The organism is Streptomyces sp. NPDC033966, assembly GCF_055575955.1.
Genome location: NZ_JBVIRQ010000005.1, coordinates 108,953 through 126,830, shown reverse-complemented (window position 1 = coordinate 126,830; position 17,878 = coordinate 108,953). Strand labels below are relative to the sequence as shown.

Here is a 17,878-nt window from a genome sequence, read left to right as displayed (position 1 = left end):
GACCTGGGGTTCCGATCCGAGAGGGCGTACGGCGGCTACGCCTCCGGGGTCCCGTCCGCCTCGATGCGGCGGAAGCCGAGGTACGGGACGAGGGCCTCGGGCAGGACGAGGGAGCCGTCCTGCTGCTGGCACTGTTCCAGGAGCGCGGCCAGGGTGCGGCCGATGGGCAGGCCGGAGCCGTTGAGGGTGGCGACGGGCTTGGGCTTGCCGTCCTCGCCGCGGGTGCGGATGCCCGCGCGGCGGGCCTGGAAGGTGCCGAAGTTCGAGACCGAGGAGATCTCCCGGTAGGTGTTCTGGCTCGGGATCCAGACCTCGATGTCGTACGTGAGCTGCGCGGAGAAGCCGGTGTCACCGGCGGCCAGCTTGACGACGCGGTAGGCGAGGCCGAGCTCCTTGAGGCACGCCTCGGCGTGGCCGACCATCGTCTCCAGCTCGGTGTCCGCGGTCTCCGGGTCGACGATCTTGACGATCTCGACCTTGGCGAACTGGTGCTGGCGGATCAGGCCGCGGGTGTCGCGCCCGTAGGAGCCGGCCTCGGAGCGGAAGCAGGGGGTGTGCGCGGTCAGGGCCAGCGGCAGCTCGGCCGGCGGGATGATCTCGTCGGCGTAGAGGTTGGTCAGCGGGACCTCGGCCGTGGGGATGAGGAAGAGCTCGCGGTCGGCGACGCCCGTCTTGAACAGGTCCTCCTCGAACTTCGGCAGCTGGCCGGTGCCGGTCATCGTCTTGCGGGTGACCAGGTACGGGACGGAGTGCTCGACGTATCCGTGGCGACGGGTGTGGATGTCGAGGAAGAGGGTGGCCAGGGCCCGCTCCAGGGCGGCGCCGGCGCCGCGGGAGACCGCGAAGCGCGGGCCCGAGAGCTTCGTGGCGCGGGCGAAGTCGAGGATGCCGGTGGCCTCGCCGAGGTCGACGTGGTCCTTCGGCTCGAAGGAGAAGGCCGGCGGGGTCCCGACGCGGCGGATCTCGACCGCGAACTCCTCGGAGTCGCCGTCGGGGGCCGCGTCGTCGGGCAGGTTCGGGATGGTCAGCAGCAGCTCGCGCAGCTCGTCCTGGACCTGCTCCTGCTCCGCCTCGGCCGCGCGGATCCGGTCCTTCAGCTCGCGGGCGCGCTCCTTGAGCTCGGCGATGTCCCCGCCCTGCCGGGCCGTCTGCTGGACCTCGCTCGCGACCCGCTTGGACTCCGCCCGCAGCTCGTCGGCGGAGCGGATGCCCTGGTTGCGCCGGGACTGGAGGTCTTCCAGCCGGGACAGGTCCAGGGAGTAGCCGCGACGAGCGAGCCGACGAACCGCTTCGGCACCCATGTCGATCAGGGCGCGGGCATCATGCATGAGGAAGATCCTTCTTCTCCAGCGAGCGGGATGGGGATACCGGATCGACGGTAGCAACCCCCGGCCCCTGGCCGATCCGCAATATTGCCGCGGTCCCCCGGACCTGTGGACCGCCCTGCGTGTGTGCTCCAGCGCGGGGAAAGAGCCTGGTCAGGATCCTCGGTTGGCATGGGCCGCACGGGGGATGCGGCGCGGTGACATCTCCTGGGGAGGTGTGGCGTGCGCTGCCCAGGCGCGTTGCCGCTCCTGCCGCCAGACGATTCCGAGCACGTCGTCCGACACGGGTCGGACGAAGCCGAGGCCCGCGAGGATGTCCCGGGCCTCGGGCGGGGGCTCGCCGGCGTCCGCCGTGAGCAGGCTGCTGAGGATGGGCACGTCGTCGGTTACCGAGCCCTCCGCACGGACGAGAACGCGTACCAGGCCCGCGGGCGGAGGGCTCGGGGCCGCGCACCCTTTCGGCCCGAACAGGTCGGCGACCGTGACGGTGTGGCCCCGGTGCGCCGCCTCGGTCAGCCGCCGCCGCACCGCCTCCAGGACCGCGCCACTCCGTTGGACGGCCTGCTCGAGGGCGACGGCGTGCTTGCCCGGACTTCCTTCCCGCCCGGTCCACCAGGTGCGGTAGGCGACTCCGCGCCGCCCGGCCAGGCGCCACCGGTCCTGCCAGGAGCGGGCGTCCTTCATCGCCTTCACGAGTGCCTGCCGTTCCCGGTTGCCGGCGAAGTCCAGTCGTTCCTGGGCCTTGTCCAGCAATGCGCTGATGCGCTTCGTGTCGCGTCGCGCCGATTCGAGTCGGGCGTTTCCGGGGCTCGACCCCGTCGACCTGTGCACCGCGAACAGCCGCTGGGTCTGCTTCTCGCACCATTCGAGGCGGGTGCGTCCAGAAGGAACGATTCGGCCAAGCGATGTCACGACTTCGTCGAGGTAGGGGAGAGGCCGGCCGTTGTCTCCACGGACAAGGATCGTGAGGGGCGGCTCCGCCAGGGGTGTCGCGGCGTCCACGCTGCTGAGCAGGATCTTGCAGCGGGAGTTGTCGAAGGTGCCGAGGTCGAGACCGGCAATTGCCCCCAGGTCGGCCCACGTCGTGGTTTCACCGTGTGCGGCGCAGAGCAGCAGGAAGTCCCGGAGTGTGAACACGGCTTCCTGCCATGGCGTGATGGGACCTGCGGTCCCGCCGCGGCGTTGCGGTTCCCCTGCCGTCACCGCCTGCTGGCCGGCGCGGACCGGAGCCGGCTGCCGGTACCGTTCGACGGTCCGTCCTCGCGGACCTGACCGAGCCGCCAGCGGTGTCATCAGGCCGGACGCTGTGATCCAGCACTCGTCGAGAGGCCGCCACTCGACACCGCGCCCGGGAAGCTCGGTGCCGATCTGGACGCGCCGGTGCCAGAGGCCCTCGCGCCGGGCACTCACCATCCTCAGCCGCAGCAGGTACCCCCGCTTGCCGAAGAGTTGCCGGGACACGCGGGTGTGCTCTCCCAGCAGTACGTCGTCGTAGCTCCCGCTCAGCGCGAATTCCACTTCCGAACGCGGCAGGATCCCGTTGTCGTACGGGCAGTAGAAGCGCAGACTGAGCCCCGGCGCCGGCAGGAAGGCGTCCAGGTACGTCCAGTCCTCATTGGTCTGCCTGCGCAGTTCCAGCCGGTGATCCAGCCCGCACTTGTCCAGCCAGCGGCGTACCTCCCGGTGGAGGTACAAGGGATCGGCGCTGTCCTCGTCGGTCCGGCGCCGCCTGCACACCTCCCCTGGCCGGTGCGCGAAGTGGCTGACCCTGCCGTGGCATATCCGTGCGGTGAGGATGCCACCGCACCCACCGATGAGAGTCCCGCACCAGAAGGCGTTGGAGCCGTGGAGCCTCTTGAGCCGCAGAGCGTCGTCGTGCACCGGCGGCAAGATCACGGGCTGGTCCGAAGTCCGGCTGCCGAGCACGGCGACCCTCACCAGCCGACTGTCCCCAGAGACCACATCCCCCCCAAGCAGCGCTCCAGCAGGCCGCGCGGCGGGCAGTGCCGACGGCCAGGGCGACGAGTATGCATCGACCTGCAGGGCGTTGGAACAGTTCGTCTCAGGTATTGGGCCCCTGTTCCGGTCCGTCCGGGGCCGGCGGGGTGAGGGGGGCGAGTACGGAGTGGGGGTTGTCGGTCAGGGCGGCCAGGATGTCGGTGTAGGCCGTGATGCCCTCGCTCCAGCCGACGTTGCCGGCGAAGTCCACGAGGTGTGCCGTGCGGCGCAGGGTGGCGCTGCGGCACAGGAGGGTGTCGTCCAGGGCGGGGCCGCGGGCGGTGAGGAAGGCTTCGGACATGAGGCGGAAGGGCGTTGCCGCCGATGCGTCCGGGAGGTTGCGGGCGGCCACGTCCGCCATTTCCGCGAGTTCGCCCAGGAGCCAGCCCGCGTCGTGTTCGGGTCTTCCGCGGGACAGGGTCTCGCCGGTGAGCAGGACCGTGTGGCGGCCGTCCGGGGCGGGGACCGTGAGGCCCAGGGACGGTTCGCCGTGGAGCAGTACGTCTTCCGTGCCGCCCGGGGAAGCGCCGTGGCACCACTCGACGAGGGTGTTCAGCCGGGTGGGTCCCAGGCGGTCCGTACAGAGGCGGTGGAGCCGGACCGCGCCTTCCGGACCGGTGCCGGTACGGAGCCACCGGGCGAGGCGGTCGAGGGCGGGCGGCGGTCCTGTGGCGCCCGGGGGGACGGGGCGTTCGTTGAGGTCGCGGAGGGCGTGGGCGACGGCTTCCACGACCGGGCCCAGGGGGAAGGGCGCGGGGGCGGGCGGCCAGACGGTGCGGGCCAGGGACTTGGCGCCGGGAGCGGTGTAGGCGGCCGTTTCCGTCTCGGTGTCCGTGTCCCAGTCGAACGTGGCCGCCGCCACGTTCGCCGAGGAGTGGAGGCGGTGGGTGGTCCGGGTCCGCGCCGTGCCCGGCACCGGCAGGTGTGTCCGGTGCCAGAGGTAGCGGGCGTCCGGGGTGGTGAAGATCCGGGTGCGCAGCTGCCGGGTGCCGTATTCCTCAACCAGCATGGTCCGCCCGCTTCCGCGCCAGTGCGCCGATCACCACGGGCAGCGGCGGCGGCACGGCGGCGTCGTCGCGTCCGGTGGTGATGCTGCGGCCGGGGGTGGTGGGGACGACCACCACGTTCGGGCGGGCTCCGAGGGACTCCAGGTGGTGTCGCAGGGTGACGTTCTCCTGCCCGCCCGGAGGGAGTGCCGGGGCCACCGCTATCGGGGCGCGGGTGCACTGCAGGGCGAGCATGGCCGGGGTGTCCGCCATGCCGGTGGCGAAGCGGGCGATGAAGTTCATGGTGGCCGGATAGACGATCGCCGAGTCCGCCCACTGGGCGAGTTCGACGTGCCGGGCGGTGTTCGTGGCCTCCTCCGGCCAGACGTCGAGCAGTACTTCGCCACCGCCGAGGGCGGCCAGCGCGGCCCGGCTGACGAAGCGTTCGGCGCTGCGGGTGACGACGATACGGGTCTCCAGGCGCGGGTAGGCCAGCCGGAGCCAGCCCGCCCAGGTGGGGAGATGGGCCGCGTGGACGGCACCCGTCGCGACGACGAGCAGCCGTTCGGCGGTGAACTCCGGGACGGGCACGCCGCCGGTGGGGATTTCCTCGGTCACGTCTGATCTCCTGCTGCCTCGAATCCGAACCGGGCCAGGGACGGCCCCGCTGCCTCCGGGTCGCCGAGGACGACGCCCGCCTCCGGGCCGGGGCCGAAGAAGTCCCGGCAGGCCGCGGCGACCTCGTCCGCGGTGACCTCCAGGAGTTGCCGTGGATACTCCTGGATCCAGTCGGTGCCCACGTCCCAGCAGCACAGCGAGGCGAGGAGGTTGGCCAGGTCCGACTGGGAGGCGGTGGCGGTCAGCAGGGAGCCCCTGAGGTAGGTGCGGGCCCCGTCGATCTCCCGTGGCGTCGGCGGGCTCTCCAGCAGGTTCGTCAGCTCGGCGAGGATCTCGGACACCACCAGCCCGGTCGACGGCGTCCCGCAGACCACGTCGGTCACCGTGGAAGGGGAGCCGAGGGTGCGGTCGAAGCGCGACAGGGCGTGGTACGCCAGGCCCCGCCGCTCGCGGATGTTCGCCACCAGCCGGGAGGAGAAGTACCCGGCGAACACCGCGTTGGCCACGGCGAGCGCCGGGTACTGGGGGTGGCCGAAGGGCACGGAGCGGCAGGACAGCGCCACGTGGGACTGGGCGGCCCCGGGGCGCGGGACCAGCCGCATGCGGCGGGCCGGCGCCGGCCCGGGTACGGGCGGTGCCGCGGCGCCGGAGGGCATGCCGGAGAAGGCCGCCGCCACCGTGTCGGCCGTGGCGTCGGCGTCGATGTCCCCGACGACGATCACGCGGGCCTCGCGGAGCGAGAGGCACGTGCGGTGCGTCTCGCGCACGTCGTCCGCGGTGAGGGCCGCCACGGTGGCGGCCGGCGGCCACGCGCCGAACACCGGCAGGTCGCCGTACCGGGCCCGGTTGAGCTCGCGCAGGGCGATGCGCTGGGGCTGGGCGTCGAGGATCGCCAGGGCCTGGGACAGCCGCTCGCGTTCCTGGGCGAGGCGGTCCTCGGGGACGTCGGGCGCGGTCAGCCAGGAGGCGACCATGGCGAGCATCCGGCCGAGCCCGGCGGCGGGCACGTGTCCGACGACCGTCAGCCACTCCGCCATGCGCTGCGCCTGTGGCCGGCCGGTGGTGAATGCGGAGTCCCAGGGGACGTCGCGGCCGTCCAGCCGTACGGACCCGGTGAAGGCCGTCGTCGTGAGCAGCTCGGCCGCCACCGACCGCAGGGGGTCGCCGGCCGACAGCGGGACGAGGACGCGGACTTCGACCAGCGGAGCGCCCTTCCTGGGCACCGCGAAGATCCGCAGGCCGGTGGCCAGGTGCCGTTCGACCACGCGGGGAAGGGCGAGGGGCTTCTCGGGATGGAGCGGGGGCAGGGGCCTCGTCACCGTGTTCCTCCGGCGTCGCGCGTGTGGACCAGGAGTGCGGCGGGCCTGCTGCCGGCCAGGCTCGCGGCCGCGTCGCGTACCGGGCCGGGCCCGAGGGCCTCCAGGTGTCCGGGGAGGTCCATCGGCAGCGACGGCTCGTCGTGGAGCAGGGCCGAGGCCCCGACGGCCCTCGCGAAGGCGAGGAGGTTGTCGTGCTTGCGGTGCCACCCGGCGGCGGTCCCGCTGATCGCGGCGGCCACTTCGGCGTCGGCGGGCCCCGGTCCGGCGAGGTCCTCCAGCGCCGCCGCGATCGCGCCGGTGACCTCGCGGTGCTCTGTCGAGGGGTGCCGGGCCGTCACGACGAAGGTGTCGGGGTCCCGGGCGTCGAAGGGGCCGAAGAAACCGCACTGGGCGGTGGCGGTCGTGAGGCTGACGCCCCGGGCGAGGGCCCGCTGCCGCAGGCGTCCGGAGGGGCCGCCGAGGATCGCGGCCAGGGCGATGTGGCCGAGGTAGCGCTCGCGTTCGGCGGCCGGGTCGGGCAGGCGGTAGCCGACGGCCGTGGCGGGCAGGGGGGCGCGCCGGTCGGTGTGGTCGCCGGTCGCGGGTTCGGACGGCCAGGGTTCCGACAGGTCCTGAGGGGCCGCCGCCGGCCGTGCCGTGATGTCGCCGAAGTGCCTGGTGACCCACTCCAGGGTCCGTGCCGGATCGATGTCGCCGACGACCGTGAGCACGGCGTTCGACGGCGTGTAGTAGCCGTCGAAGAAGGCGGCGCATTCCTCCAGCGTGGCGCGGTCGAGATCGATGAAATCGCCGTAGCCGTTGTGCGCGTTGGAGAATTTCCGGTAGAGCACCGAAGGGAGGTTCGTCCAGGGGAATCCGCCATAAGGGCGGTCGTGGACGTTCAGCTTTATTTCCTCCTTGACCACCGCCAGCTGGGTGTCAAGGGAATTCTGGGTGAGCCGCAGCGTCCGCATTCGGTCCGCCTCGAGGAACAGCAGTCTTTCGAGGGCCGACGCGGGAGCGATCTGGTAGTACTCGGTGTAGTCCTGGCGGGTGGATCCGTTGGCCGTTCCGCCCGATCCCTGCACGATCGTGAAGTGCTCGGAACGTCCGACGTTCTCGCTGCCCTGGAACATCAGGTGTTCGAAGAGGTGGGCGAAACCGCTGCGCCCTTCCGGCTCGGACCGGAACCCCACGTCGTAGTGCACGCAGACCGCCGCCAGCGGGGCCGTGCCCCGTCGGCACAGCACGACGCGCAGGCCGTTGGGCAGCGTGAAGCGGGAGGGGGACTCGAAATCCTCCGGCATGACGTGGCGACTCCCTGTTGTGGCCGAGGCCCGGGCGACGTCCGACGGACGGGCCCGGGCCACTGGCGGATCGGCGCTGAAGGTCAGCAGCCCCAGCCGACGGTGATCGTGATGCAGATCTCCGACGAGGTCACCGTGGTGGTGATGGCCGGCGCGTCGGTGGCCTCGGAAGCGGCGAGCTCCTCCGGCGTGGTGTAGGCGGCGTAACCGGCGATGAGTTCCATGGAGTCCATGTGGATTCCCCCTTGATAAAAGAATTCGATGGGCGGTTTCCCGCTCGGGGCCCCGCCGTTCTGACGTTTCTCAGTAGATCATCTTCCGGAGCTCCGGTGATCAACCTGTGGGCCGCGTCACGGGGTTCGGATGCTACTTAGGAAAGTTGAGCGGGATTCCGCGCGAGAATGGCGCGACTTAGGGAAGTCGGGGTGAATCCGCATTCCGGTAGAGCGCCTCGTGGTCGATATTCGCGGCGGTCAGCTGCTCGCGCAGGCAGTCGTCCAGCGTCCGGCCGGCCCCTTCGGCGTGCTCCAGCAGCGCGTCCGCGACGGCGGCGGCGCGATGCTGCCCGAAACTCATCCCCCGCATCCCCGGCCGCGTGTCCTCGGGCTCCCAGGCGATGGCGATGCCGGGAGCCAGGTTCCTGGCGAAGGAAGAGGTGGCCGCGGTGAGGTGGGGCGCGTCGGGACGCGGTACCGCGTCCGCCACCACCGAGGCGCCGTGCCAGGCGTCCTCGCCCAGGTAGACCACCAGGCCGTCCCGGCGCGGGAACAGGCGGCGGGACGACGTCACCTTGGCCCGGTAGGGCACCCCGTCGCGCTCCAGCGCGCGCAGCACCTCCCCCCAGGTCCGTACGGCCTCCTCCGGGGAGCGCAGGTGTACGTACACCCGCAGCAGCGGGCGCCGGGACGAATGCCCCCGGGAGCCGTCGACGAGGAAGAAGCCCGGGGAGAGGCCGGGGCGCCGGGCCGGCATCCGCACCCTCGTCCCCACGACGTCCGGCCCGGGCACGCGTACGCGTACGCCGTCGACCAGCACCAGGCCGTCGCCGTCGAGCCGGGCGGCGGCCATCGTCGTGTCGTGCGGGGTGGCCCCGCCCAGCCGTTCCTCGAACAGCGGGTCCCGGTAGGTCCGGGGCCGCTCCTCGGCGAAGGCGTGGCCCACGTGGAAGGTCTCGTAGAGAGCGGTGATCAGCTTCTGCCGGAGCCGGCCGGGCGTGTCCGCCGTGATGTCGCGCTCGCCCACGCGGGCGCTGCGGGTCCCGGGGTGCACGCGCACGTCCGACAGGAGTTCCGCGAGGTAGGGGAAGGCGTCCATCTCAAGCCTCCAGGCCGAGGACGGTGGTGAACTTCTCGGGATGCAGCACGGCGGAGCGGCCGATGCCCGCCGCCGCCCGGTCGATGGCGGTGAGCCGCGGACGCTGCTCGGCGGAGGCGAACATCCGGTCGATGAGGTGCCAGCCGGCGAAGGCCGTGGCCCTGACGGGCAGGCCGGGGTCGGTCACCGCGGCGGCCACCGCGGCCGGGGCGGCCGCGGTGGCCGCCCGGTAGCCCTCCCAGAAGGCGACGTTGCGCGTCCGCAGCCTGTTCAGCTCGGCCACGCCCCGTTCGACGACGTCCTGATGGGAGAGCCGCGGACTCGGGCCGCTCAGCTCCGCGTCCCGCTCCGGGATGTCCAGCACGGCGCGGTGCAGCCATTCGCCGACGAAGGCGCCGACGTCCCGGGCGGGATCCGCCCTGCGGAACTCCTCCCAGTCGCAGAGGCGGAGCCGTCCGCCGTGCAGCAGGAACTGGTCGAGACGCAGGTCGCCGTGGACGAAGGCGGCCGGCGCGGCCGCCTCCTCGGCACGCAGCCTGCGCAGCGCGAGAGCGAGTTCGGTGTCGCGCTGCAGCATCCCCCAGGCCTCCAGCGAGGCCCCGCTCGCCTGGGTGTGGTACGCCAGCGGGAGCGCTTCGAAGAACTCCAGCGGGGGGAGCAGGATCGGGTCCGGCTCCGCCGTCCCGGTACCCCGTGCGGGCAGGGCGTCCGGCGGGAGGCAGTGCAGCGCGCCGATCATCTCCCCGGCGCGGCGGGCGAGTTCGTCGTCGAACTCCTCGGCGGTCGCCAGATCGGAGCCGGAACGGGCGCCTTCGAGCCACTCGAAGACGACCAGCAGCTCCTCGGCGTCCCAGCCCAGGCACTCCGGCGAGGCCAGTGGCCCGCGGCCGGCCGCGGCCGCTTCCTCGTAGGCGAGTTGCCGGCGGAAGCGGCGCGCCGCGTCCGGCTGCCGCGCGTCCAGCTGCTTGACGAAGACGGCGTGTCCGGTGCTGGTCCGGCCGGCCGCGTTCCGGTTGCGGCCGCTGGGTGAGTCGCCCTGCGGCGGATCCAGCAGCCCGAGCCCGAGCCGTTCCAGGAGGCCCTGCACGGCGGGTGATGTGGCGAGATCGTCGGTCATTTCAGCCTTGTGATGAGGTAGGCGCGCAGTCTTCTGCCCGCGTGTCGTGGGGGCCGCCCGGGCAGTGCGCCGTGCAGCCGGTGGGCCGTGTGCCGCGCCCACCACATGCCCGCCGCGCCCACCAGGAGCAGCCAGCCGATGTGGCCCGCGCCGAACCCGTGGGCGCGTTCGGCGGTGACCAGCACCGGGGCGGACAGCACGAGCGCGGCCAGCGGGCCGCGCGCGTACCAGAGCCCCGTCTGGAGCGCGGCGGTGTTGCCCATGGGGGTCTCCGCGCCGACCAGCAGGCGGGTGGGGACCGTCCCGCGGTACGAGCTGACGAGTGCGGCGGCCACCATGGCGGGCACCGCCGCCAGGAGCACCGCACCGCCCGGCGTCCACCGGCCGGTGAGCCAGGCCGTGGCGTTGCCCGCGCCGAGCCAGCCGAGCAGCAGGGCGCACGGGACCCATGCGTGGCGCAGCGCGAGGGCCCTGAACTCGTAGGGGAGGCTGGCGGAGCGGCGGGCGTCGTCGCTGTCGACGCGGGCCGGTTCCGTCAGCTGCGCCGCCGCCAGGTACTCGGCGACGAGGGCGGCCGCGCACAGGGCGGCCTGCCCGTCCGACCGGGCGTGGTGGGCGGCGGCGGCGAGGGCGAGTGCCGCGGTGCCCCACAGGGCCGCCCACAGCAGGCGTCCCGGGGCCCGCAGCAGTCCGGTGGCGTCGCGCCAGGGCACGATCAGCCACGCGCTGCGGGGTACGGGCAGCCGCAGCAGGGGCCTGGCCCGCTGCCCCCGCGTGCCGCGGGCGGCGGAACGGGCCTGGCGCAGGTCGAGGGAGTACACCGACGCGGAGACCCGGGACGCGACGGTGGCGCGGCCGCGGAGGGCCTCCTCGGGGACGTCCGGGGTCTCGCGCCGGGCGAACAGCAGCGCGGCGAGCGTGAACGCCGCGGACAGGGCCGTCCCGACGATCCAGCCCGGGGTGTGGTGTCCGGCCGCGGTGACGAGCGGCTGGGCGGCCCACCCCCAGGGGCCGGACCACAGCGCCAGCGTGCCGGGGGTGCCGCCCGGGCCGCGCAGTACCGCGTACGCGCAGAGCGCGGCCGAGCCCGCCGCCAGCGTCCAGGTGATCCCCTGGAACCGGACGGCGTTACGGGCGACCGCGCGGTCGTGGCGTTCGACGAGGAGCCCGGCGGCCACCGCCGTCAGTGCCGTCGCGGCGCCGGCCCACGCGCCCGCCGCGGTCAGCGGCAGCCAGGCGGCGGAGCCCGCTATCGAGAGCAGGTAGCCCAGCACCCCGCCGCCGGCCAGGCCCATCGCGGCCGCGCGGAGGGCGGCCGCGTGGAAGCGGGGCAGCAGGAGCGGCCCGCGCAGGACGGGCAGGGGCAGCAGCCACGAGACGGTCGGCAGGTCCACGAGCACCGGGCCCCGCCAGACGGCGCCGCGGGCGGCCTGGACCAGCACCAGCGCCAGCAGGGCCGGCACGGCGACGGGCAGGCCCGCCAGCAGGTGGTCCGAGGTGCTGCCGTGCCACTCCCCCCGCCGCCCGGCCCCGGCGGCGGCGATGAGGAGCGGGATCCCCCAGAAGGCCGTCCCCAGGGCGACGCAGTACAGCACGAAGGCGTTGCTCCTGCGCTTGCTCCGGCGCGTCGAGGCGCGGGCCTCGCGAAGGAACGCCAGCGTCTCGTCCGTGCGCCGGCGCAGGTCGGTGCCGGTGCCGGTGCCGGTGCCGGAGCCGGTGCCGGTGCCGGTGTTGGCGCCGGCACCGGTCCGGGCGCGGGTGCGGGTGCGGTCGGACATCACCGGTGCCCCCTGACCGGGGCCACGGTGGCCCGCCCGTCCTCCAGGGTGAGCACGTGGTCGGCCACGGCCGCGGCCAGCTCGGCGTCATGGGTGGCGAGCAGGATCGCCGCCCCCCGCCTCTTGTGGGCCGAGAGCCGCTCCGCCAGTTCCACGCGTGCCCGGGCGTCCAGCCGCTGTTCGGGCTCGTCCAGCACCAGCAGGTCGTGCGGCCGTACGAAGGCCGATGCCAGGAGCAGGGACTGCGTCTGGCCCGACGAGAGCGCCGACGGCCGTGACCCGGCGTGGTCGGCCAGCCGGTGGCCGGCCAGTACCCGATCGACGGCCTCGCCGGCGCGGCGGCCGAGTCCGTGCCCGACGGCGACCAGCATCAGGTGCTCGCGCACCGTCAGGTCCGGATAGGCCGAGCCGGCTTCCATCACGGTCGCCACCCGGGCGCGGGTGCGGGGCGAGTCCTCGTGCAGGGGCTCGCCGTCGAAGAGGACTTCGCCCGACGTGGGCTGCTCGCGGCCGCACGCCAGCCGCAGGAGGGTCGACTTCCCCGATCCGTTGTCCCCCACCAGTACGGTGCACTCCGCCGGCGCCAGCGCCATGGTGACCGCGCGCAGTACGCTGCGGTCCCCGTAGCTGCGGCTGACGTCGGTCAGCCGCAGCAGGCCGCCGTGCGCGGTCGTCTTCGGAGCCGCCTCGCGGGCTGCCTTCCGGGTCGCCTTCCGGGTCGCCTTCATGTGCGCTGCCTACTTCGGGTCTTCGAAGGCCTCGTACACGGAGACGTGCCGGTGGCTGTTCACGTCGAAGGCCTCTCCCCGCCACCCGCCGTGGCGCTCCACCAGCCGCAGGCCGGCGAGGCGCGCCATGAGGTCGATCTCGGTGGGCCAGGCGTAGCGGATGACTTCCTGGGTCGGGCGCGGCACCCCGCCGTCGATGACGGTGTGGATGACGAGGATCAGCTGCCGGTCGCGCATGACGTGGGTGCTGTCGACCATCACCGAGGTGGGGGAGAGGTACCGGGTGCTGGTCTTCTCGCCCTCCTGCTGGTGGAAGGCGCGCGGTTCGAACGCCTCGATGACCACGCGGCCGCCGGGCGCCAGCTGCTCGCGCATCCGCTGCATGCACTGGACCTGGGCCTCGGCCGTCGTCGGGGCGAAGAAGGTGTTGAGGGCGATGAACACCACGTCGAACTGTTCGCCGGTGCCGCCGGTGGTGAAGTCCGCGGCCGTGGTGGTGACCTTCCCCTCGGGGTCCCGTGCCGCGAGCTTCTCCAGCATCTGCTCGGAACCGTCGATGCCGTGCACCGTCAGCCCGCGCTCCGCGAGCGGGATCGCGATCCGGCCGTTGCCCACGCCGAGTTCGAGGACGCGGCCGGCCTCCGGGGCCAGGTCGGCTATGAAGCTGACGGCGTCCGATATGTCCGGAGAGGCGGGCGGGTACATCAGGTCGTAGACATCGGCCAGGGCGTCGTAAGTGGTGGCGGAATCCATGGGTTTCTCTTTCGGAAGGGGTGTGTGGTGGTCGGTCTACGCCGCCGCCGGCAGGGCGGCGAGGTGGTGGTGGGGGAGCTCCGCCCGGGGCCGCCGGCTGTACGCGTAGGCGGCCGAGACGAGCGTCATGTGGTGGTGCCAGCCCGGGAACGACCGGCCCTCGAAGTCGCCGAGCCCGAGATCGCTCTCCATGTGGCGCACGGCCTCCCGCGCGAGTCTCAGGGTCCGGGTCAGCGCGAGCAGTTCCTCGGTCCGGCCGTGCGGCATGTTGGTGATCCAGGTCCGCTCCGCCGACCGCCCGGCGCGGGCGCGGGTCGTGAAGGCGCGGTACGCGGCCTGCCCCTGGTCCGCGCGCAGCGGCCCCGGCAGCGCCGTCGCGGTGCGTGCGAGGGGCAGGTGCCCGGGGACCGCCACCACGAAGTCGTGGCCGCGGTGGGCGAGCCCGCGGACGAACGCCTCCGCGCCGGGGCGGGAGGAGGCGTCGGCCACGACCGGTACGGCGGGCAGCCTGGTGTGCGCGGCCAGCGCGTCCACGAGGCCGAGCGCCTGCTCCTCGGCGGAGCGGTGGCCGAGGCCGTCCGGGATGCGGACGCGGCGCCTGCGGGCGGGGTCCCCGGTCCAGCACTCGGGCAGGTACAGCGTCCAGTCGACCGGTATCGCCCCGTGGTCCCCGGTCAGGAACAGGCCGGTGCCGACCTGGCCGTTGACGGAGCGTCCGTCGACCGGGCTGAAGCGGCGGTGCACCCCGCACGAGTGGTCGCCGCGCTTGCGCAGGACCACGTCGTCGAGCACCCAGGCGCGGGGAGCGGTGTGCTCCTCCGCCCACCGCGTCAGCTCCCGGCGGACCGGTTCCCAGTCCCACGGACTGGCGTTGACGAACTGGTGCAGCGACTGGAAGGCCGTCTCCCGGTCCGATACCGCGGCGGCGAGCCGCCGCACCGTCTTCTTGCCGGACGTGCCGAGCAGCCCGCGCAGGTACACCTCGGCCCATCGGCGCTGGTCGGTCCGGCGGAGGCTGCCGAAGGTGGCCTCGGCGAACACTGAGATCATGCAAAAACAATAGCGAACGTTCTGTTTTTTTCCAGGGCCGATCCACGCTGGTGCACTACTTCGGCAAGTCGCCCCGACCGGCGCCCGCTGACGCCGCGTCAGGCGTCTCGCGGTTCGAAATGTGCCCGGAAACCGGCGCGTTTTTGGCAACTAGGCCTTGCCGGAGGGGCATGTCGTTTCGCAGGCTGGCCACCGCGGGCGCCGCAGGCGGTGCCCGCCCGGCGCACGACATCCACGCACGACATCCACGCGCGACTCATCCGGGTGTGGCGACATCGGAGAGAGCATGGTGAAGCAGGAGAGAGCGGTCCGGACGCGCAACACCGCGGTGCGGGCGGCCGCCTCGGAGTTCTACCGCGCCGGATACGGCGGCACGTCGCTGAAGGCCATCAGCCAGACCGCGGGCATTTCCATGGGCGCCGTCACCTTCCACTTCGACAGCAAGGCCGAACTCGCCGAAGCCGTCGCCGAGGAGGGGTGCTCGGCGGTCCGGTCGGCGCTCGACGAGGCCGCCGGCCGCCGCCGCGGGAAGGCCCTCGACGACCTCGGGAGCCTGATGCTGGAGCTCGCCCGGCTGCTGCGGGACGACGTCACCGTGCGCGCGACCGCCCACCTGGCCCGGGAGCTGCCCGACATCGAGGACTGGACCTCCCTGTGGCACCCCGTCGTGGCGGGGCTGGCCCAAGAGGCCCACGAGCAGGGCGAACTGCACGCCCCCGCCGACCCGGCGAGCGTCACGGCGCTCGTCGCGCACCTGATCTGGGGGGCCGAGGCCACGCTGCGCGGCGCGTACCCGGACGGCCCGGGCGACGCGATGGAGCAGCTGGAGGGCGTCTGGCTCCTCGTCCTGGAGGGCATAGGCCCGGACGCGTCCTAGGACCGGTCCGGCCCTGATCCACCGGACAGGCCCTAAGCCGCCGCCCCGGACCGGCCCACGGCTTCCCGGTACCAGGAGGCCGCCGCCGCCAGGCGGGCGACCGGGCCCGGGCCCGGCGGGCAGCCGGCCAGGCTCCAGACCTCGTCGCTGCGGTACCAGTGGTCCCGCGCCAGCAGGGAGAACTGCCGCTCGCTCACGGCTCCCGGCGCGGCCCGCAGCAGGCTCAGGCAGTCCTCCCACGCCAGGTCGGCGGCCACGCGCGGCAGCACCCCCAGCTCCGCGAGCTCCGCCAGCACGTCGCCGGTGCGTACCGGAACGGGATGTCCGGCGTGGAACACCCGCCCGCCCGTCGCGCCGTCCCCGGGGAGGAGGGCGAGGGCGGTGACGAGCCGGGCCAGGTCGGTGACGTCGACCGCGGAGAGCAGGCCCCGGCCACCGTCCCACCGCCCCGGCACCCGGTCCACGAGTTCGGCGAGGGCCGGCACCACCCACCGGTCCCCGGCGCCCAGCACCAGCCCCGGCCGCAGCACGGTGGCGCCCGCGGCCAGGGCGTACGCCTCCCCGGCCAGCCGGGTCCGGCTGGTGGCCGACACGGGAGCCGGCTCCAGCTCGCCGACGGCGGCGCCCCGGTGCGGCCCGGGCCCGTACACCGCGGCCGTGGACAGGTGGACCACCCGGCCGGTCCCGGCCCGGCCGGCCTCGGCCATCAGGGCGGCGGTGCCGCGTACGTTGACCGCCTCGCACAGGGCCTCGTCCGGGCCGACCACGCCGGCCAGGTGCAGCAGCACGTCCGCGCCCTCGCACACACCGGCCACCGATCCCGGCCGCGAGAGGTCCGCCCGGACCCACCCGGCCGCGCCGGCCGCGCCCGTACGCGGCGGCCGCCGCCCGACGGCCCGGACGGACACGTCCGGCCGGCGGCCGATCTCCCGGAGCACCGCGGCCCCGATGAACCCCGTCGCGCCGGTGAGTACCACCCGCAGCGGGCTCACCGGGGGGTGGCGCGCAGCTGCGCCAGCGTCTGGGGCGTGGCGACGCACGGCAGGAAGTACTTCCACAGCGCGGCGACCCGCTCCAGGAGGTCCACGCGCCCCGTCGCGATCTGCGAGAACAGCTGCGTACCGCTGTACGCGCCGACCAGGACCTGCGCGAACTCCCGCTCGTCCACGCCGGGCAGCAGCTCGCCCCGCTCCCGCGCCACGACGAGCAGGCCGTGGAACTGCTCCACCCACTGCTGGTACGCCGTGTCGTCCTGGAGCCCGAACTCGCCCTGCTCGACGGCGAGACGCACACCGGCCCGGAACAGGACGTTCTGCTGGAGCTCCCGGCCCACGTGGAAGGTGATGTCGATCAGCCGCTGCAGCCCGTCCTCACCCGGCGGGAGCTGCACGTAGTCCCCCTGGGCGAGCATGACGGCCCGGGCGAGCTCCACCTTCGACGCGAAGTGGAAGTACATGCCGCCCTGGGTGACCCCGGCCCGCCCCATGATCATGCTGATGCTCGCGCCGTGGAAGCCGAGTTCGTCGAACGTCTCGGCTGCGGCGCGCAGGATCGCCTCCCGCGTCCTCAACGCACGGTCCTGCTTCAACCCCGCCATGGATCACACCACCAGCCACTCGACAAACAAAACGAACATTCTCTATTTTACGGAGTGGCCGCCGTCGACCGTCAGCGCGGGGGCCGCACACGCACGAAAGTGCACGCAAGGGGGAACATGCTCGTCACCGCCCATGGGCCGATATCCGCCGGCGCGCCGGCCCTGACCACCACCGTGCCCAGGGAATACGTCCACCGCGCCGCCCATTCCGAGGTCTTCCTCACCGGCTGGCAGCGCACCGGCTCCCACGACTTCACCATCACCGCCCAGTGGCCGCGCAGCCACAGCTTCTACACCGCCACCGCGGGGCTGCACGATCCGCTGATGCTCTGCGAGACCGTGCGCCAGACCTTTCCGCTGCTGCTGCACACCGCGTACGGGACCCCGCTCGGCCACCAGCTGAGCTGGTCGCGGTTCAGCTACGCGCTCAACCCGCACGCCCTCCACGTCGGCTGGACGCCGGCCGAGCTGGAACTGCGGGTCAGGTGCACGGAGTTCACCCTCCGCCGGGGCATCCCCGCCGCCGTCTCCCTCGACATCGCCGTCTTCCGCGAAGGCATGCAGATCGCCGTGGCCGACACCCGCTTCGGCTGCATCGCGCCCGCGGTCTACCGGCGCGTCCGCGCGGAACGCGCCGACGTCAGGCGGGTGTTCGCCGCCGTGCCCGCTCCGGTCGCGCCCCTCGCCCCGTCCCTGGTGGGCCGCGACAACGTGCGCGACGTCGTGCTCGGCCGCGAGGAAGGCCCGGGCCGCTGGCCCCTGCGGGTGGACACCGCCCACCCCGTCCTCTTCGACCACCCCGTCGACCACGTCCCCGGCATGGTCCTGCTGGAGGCCGCCCGCCAGGCCGCCCACGCCGTGCGCCCTTCGGCGGGACCGGTGCTGCCGACGTCGATGGACGTCACCTTCCACCGCTACGTCGAGTTCGACTCGCCCTGCCGGATCGAGGCCCAGCCCGGTACGTCCCCCGGATCGGCCCCGGGGACCCTGCGGGTCGACGCCGTCCAGGAGGGGGAGGCCGCCTTCACGGCCGAGGTCACCGTCGCACCGACCACCACCTGATCAGGCCGCCCGGTCTCCCGGTCCGTCCCGTCCCGCCCCGCCCCTGTTCGGCGAGGCGATCACGAGGATC

General features: G+C 73.5%; 17 protein-coding genes. 2 read left to right on the top strand and 15 right to left on the bottom strand.

What is annotated here, in order from left to right:
• Window positions 1-35: 35 nt before the first annotated feature.
• The 13 genes from serS to ACZ518_RS15655 all read right to left on the bottom strand — a co-directional run bounded on the left by serS (window position 36) and on the right by ACZ518_RS15655 (window position 14,272).
• Complete coding sequence (serS, locus tag ACZ518_RS15715; protein WP_469113597.1) at window positions 36-1,328, bottom strand: serine--tRNA ligase; 1,293 nt, start codon at window positions 1,326-1,328, stop codon at window positions 36-38.
• A gap of 150 nt (window positions 1,329-1,478) precedes the next feature.
• Entirely contained in the window at window positions 1,479-3,206 is a 1,728-nt protein-coding gene (locus ACZ518_RS15710) for a hypothetical protein (protein WP_469113596.1), read from the bottom strand.
• Window positions 3,207-3,387: 181 nt separating this feature from the next.
• On the bottom strand, window positions 3,388-4,332 hold the full coding sequence (locus tag ACZ518_RS15705) for a hypothetical protein (protein WP_469113595.1): 945 nt from the start codon (window positions 4,330-4,332) through the stop codon (window positions 3,388-3,390).
• Window positions 4,322-4,927 (bottom strand): flavoprotein, encoded by a 606-nt coding sequence (locus ACZ518_RS15700; RefSeq protein ID WP_469113594.1) that lies wholly within the window; start codon window positions 4,925-4,927, stop codon window positions 4,322-4,324. The genes ACZ518_RS15705 and ACZ518_RS15700 overlap by 11 nt, the downstream gene beginning before the upstream one ends.
• Window positions 4,924-6,246 carry a M16 family metallopeptidase gene (locus ACZ518_RS15695; protein WP_469113593.1) on the bottom strand — a complete coding sequence of 441 codons (1,323 nt, stop codon included), beginning with the start codon at window positions 6,244-6,246 and terminating at the stop codon, window positions 4,924-4,926. The genes ACZ518_RS15700 and ACZ518_RS15695 overlap by 4 nt, the downstream gene beginning before the upstream one ends.
• The gene (locus tag ACZ518_RS15690) at window positions 6,243-7,532 is read right to left on the bottom strand and encodes a M16 family metallopeptidase (RefSeq protein WP_469113592.1); all 1,290 of its coding nucleotides are present in this window, start codon (window positions 7,530-7,532) and stop codon (window positions 6,243-6,245) included. Before ACZ518_RS15690 ends, ACZ518_RS15695 begins: the two co-directional genes overlap by 4 nt.
• An 83-nt stretch (window positions 7,533-7,615) precedes the next feature.
• Window positions 7,616-7,765, bottom strand: coding sequence for an LxmA leader domain family RiPP (locus ACZ518_RS15685; RefSeq protein WP_266839938.1), 150 nt, complete (start codon window positions 7,763-7,765; stop codon window positions 7,616-7,618).
• A gap of 178 nt (window positions 7,766-7,943) precedes the next feature.
• Complete coding sequence (locus ACZ518_RS15680; protein WP_469113591.1) at window positions 7,944-8,846, bottom strand: T3SS effector HopA1 family protein; 903 nt, start codon at window positions 8,844-8,846, stop codon at window positions 7,944-7,946.
• A 1-nt stretch (window position 8,847) separates the two neighbouring features.
• Window positions 8,848-9,963 (bottom strand): class V lanthionine synthetase subunit LxmK, encoded by a 1,116-nt coding sequence (gene lxmK, locus ACZ518_RS15675; RefSeq protein ID WP_469113590.1) that lies wholly within the window; start codon window positions 9,961-9,963, stop codon window positions 8,848-8,850.
• Entirely contained in the window at window positions 9,960-11,741 is a 1,782-nt protein-coding gene (locus ACZ518_RS15670; RefSeq protein WP_469113589.1) for a hypothetical protein, read from the bottom strand. Before ACZ518_RS15670 ends, lxmK begins: the two co-directional genes overlap by 4 nt.
• Window positions 11,741-12,469 carry an ABC transporter ATP-binding protein gene (locus tag ACZ518_RS15665; RefSeq protein ID WP_469113588.1) on the bottom strand — a complete coding sequence of 243 codons (729 nt, stop codon included), beginning with the start codon at window positions 12,467-12,469 and terminating at the stop codon, window positions 11,741-11,743. The genes ACZ518_RS15670 and ACZ518_RS15665 overlap by 1 nt, the downstream gene beginning before the upstream one ends.
• 9 nt (window positions 12,470-12,478) lie before the next feature.
• Window positions 12,479-13,222, bottom strand: a complete 744-nt coding sequence (locus tag ACZ518_RS15660; protein ID WP_469113587.1) for a class I SAM-dependent methyltransferase — start codon at window positions 13,220-13,222, stop codon at window positions 12,479-12,481.
• A 36-nt stretch (window positions 13,223-13,258) separates the two neighbouring features.
• Entirely contained in the window at window positions 13,259-14,272 is a 1,014-nt protein-coding gene (locus ACZ518_RS15655; RefSeq protein ID WP_469113586.1) for an IS701 family transposase, read from the bottom strand.
• A 286-nt stretch (window positions 14,273-14,558) separates the two neighbouring features.
• Between ACZ518_RS15655 and ACZ518_RS15650 the strand changes: the two genes are divergently transcribed.
• Window positions 14,559-15,149 carry a TetR family transcriptional regulator gene (locus ACZ518_RS15650; protein WP_469113585.1) on the top strand — a complete coding sequence of 197 codons (591 nt, stop codon included), beginning with the start codon at window positions 14,559-14,561 and terminating at the stop codon, window positions 15,147-15,149.
• A gap of 32 nt (window positions 15,150-15,181) precedes the next feature.
• Here the strand turns inward: ACZ518_RS15650 and ACZ518_RS15645 are convergent, their stop codons facing one another.
• Entirely contained in the window at window positions 15,182-16,141 is a 960-nt protein-coding gene (locus tag ACZ518_RS15645; protein WP_469113584.1) for an NAD-dependent epimerase/dehydratase family protein, read from the bottom strand.
• Window positions 16,138-16,746, bottom strand: a complete 609-nt coding sequence (locus tag ACZ518_RS15640; protein WP_469113583.1) for a ScbR family autoregulator-binding transcription factor — start codon at window positions 16,744-16,746, stop codon at window positions 16,138-16,140. The genes ACZ518_RS15645 and ACZ518_RS15640 overlap by 4 nt, the downstream gene beginning before the upstream one ends.
• Before the next feature lie 117 nt (window positions 16,747-16,863).
• Here ACZ518_RS15640 and ACZ518_RS15635 point away from each other — a divergent pair, with 117 nt between their 5' ends.
• Complete coding sequence (locus ACZ518_RS15635; RefSeq protein WP_469113582.1) at window positions 16,864-17,808, top strand: ScbA/BarX family gamma-butyrolactone biosynthesis protein; 945 nt, start codon at window positions 16,864-16,866, stop codon at window positions 17,806-17,808.
• Window positions 17,809-17,878: the final 70 nt, after the last annotated feature.